Annotated in this window: 1 protein-coding gene; it reads left to right on the top strand. The window is 41.7% G+C overall.

Annotated elements, in window-relative coordinates:
• Positions 1 to 574: 574 nt before the first annotated feature.
• A partial coding sequence (locus tag H3001_RS18980) for a reverse transcriptase/maturase family protein (protein WP_181215784.1) occupies positions 575 to 2,343 on the top strand: 1,769 nt, incomplete at its 3' end.

The following is a 2,343-nucleotide window of genomic DNA, read 5'->3' as shown; positions in this document are numbered from 1 at the left end:
AGTGCGCCCAGAATGGTCGCTTAATAAATACTTCTTTAGCAAGAAGTTAGGATTGGGTTCGATATAATCCTATCGTCAATCAGTTTATCCAAAGGGGAAACCCGATGGGGAGTGTAGCATACTGATTAAAGCTCCAAGTCCACTAATAGTCAGGTGGCGACTGAGGGGCAAGACGAAAAGACATACATAAGGATGAAGCCTTGATTGGTTGAATGATAGTTCAGTGGTACCAAATCTTGCAACAACGGAAGACTATTATACATACGTTGTTTCATAGTACTCTGCCTATTTTGTGCGTTAGTGCAGAGCATAAAGAACCGACTATGACACAGCCGCAATAAGCGGACAAGAACGAAAGTCGCATCCGACAGTATGTCGTGCTAATAGTTATTAAGAGAACTAACTGGGGATTACCTAAGTCGGAACGCTGGAACAAACAGCTATAAAGAAAGCTTTTGAATATCCGATATGGTAACGGAACTTCCGTAGTAGTCTGAGCAAGGGAAAGCCTTGTACATGGCGAAGGGAAGTAGTCTGTAACTTTAATACAAACAACGGAAAACGTGAGAGACGTATGAGAAATCCAGAGCAAGTATTAAACATTTTAGCTGGACACAGCAATGAGCCCGAGTATAAATACGAAAGGCTTTACCGTATTCTATTCAATGAACAGATGTTCTTTGTCGCCTACCAACGTATGTATGCAAAGCCGGGCAACATGACACCCGGCACAGATGGCAAAACTGAGGATGAAATGAGCATTGATAGGATAAACAAACTCATAGAGAGTATAAAGGATGAGACTTATAGTCCCAATCCTGCAAAGAGAACTTACATTCCGAAAAAGAATGGGAAGATGCGTCCGCTAGGAATACCGTCTTTTGAAGACAAATTGGTTCAAGAGGTAGTAAGAATGGTGCTTGAAGCCATATATGAGGGACACTTTGAGTGGACATCGCACGGTTTCAGACCAAACCGAAGCTGCCACACAGCACTGAAAAGTCTACAAAACAATTTCAACGGTGCAAAATGGTTCATTGAGGGAGATATAAAAGGCTTCTTTGACAACATAGACCATAATGTGCTGATAGAAATAATGAAAGGCAGAATAGCAGACGACAGATTTCTTCGTCTGATACGGAAATTCCTCAATGCAGGGTACATGGAAGAGTGGCAATTCAACAAGACTTATTCAGGGACACCGCAAGGTGGTATCATAAGCCCTATTTTGGCAAACATATACCTAGACAAGTTCGATAAGTACATGGATGAATATGCCAACAAATTCAATAAAGGGACAGCAAGAAGCCGCAACAAGGATATTTGCAAACTCAACAGCAGAGTACACTACCTAAAACGTAGGATAAATGAAGTAGAGGATGTAAACGTAAGAACAAGGATGGTAGAAGAACTGCACGAAAAGCAGAAGCTGATACTTACAATGCCAAGTGGCAATGATATGGATGTAAACTTTCGCAGGTTGAAATACGTGCGCTATGCCGATGATTTCCTTATCGGAGTTATCGGAACGAAAAACGAATGTGAGACAATCAAAGCTGACATCACTAAGTTTATGCAGGAAAAGTTAAGGCTGGAGATGTCACAGGAAAAGACTTTGATTACAAATGCACAAGACAGCGCAAAATTTTTGGGTTACGAAATATATGTCCGTAAAGACTATGCCACAAAGAGAAACAGTAACGGAACAGTGCGCAGATACTTCAACGGGAATGTGATACTACACGTTTCAAGAGAAGTAATCAAGAACAAGCTGCTCAGCCTCGAAGCCATGAAAGTTGTCACCAAACACGGCAAGGAGACATGGGTGTCAAAAGGCAGGACTTATATGATTGACAATGAAGCGCACGAGATTGTATCTCAGTTTAATACCGAAATACGAGGGTTCTACAACTATTACTCAATAGCAAACAATGCATCGGCTTTGGGACGCTCTTTCGGCTGTATTATGAAGTTCTCCATGTACAAAACTCTTGCTCAAAAGCTGAATATGTCAGTGAGAAAAGTCATTGAAAGATACCGCAAGGACAATCTCTTTGCAGTGCCTTTTGTAAACAAGGGAGGAGAAACCAAGTACAGGGTATTCTATAATGAGGGATATGCCCGCAAAACGGATTGTGAAACAGCCCCAAGTGACAATCTGCCGTACATGTTCAAGACGCCATCGTTGAGTCTGATAGAAAGGCTTACAACAAAAACGTGCGAACTATGTGGCAAGCACGGAGAAGTGGTAATGCACCATGTCCGCACACTCAAAGAGTTAAAAGGTAAAAATGACTGGGAACGCAAAATGCTCTACATGCACAGAAAGACTTTGGTTGTATG

It is taken from the genome of Phocaeicola faecicola (assembly GCF_013618865.1).
In the GTDB taxonomy this organism is placed as follows: Bacteria; Bacteroidota; Bacteroidia; order Bacteroidales; family Bacteroidaceae; genus Phocaeicola; species Phocaeicola faecicola.
Note: the sequence above shows the minus strand (reverse complement) of the source record. Positions and strands in the feature narration are given on the sequence as shown.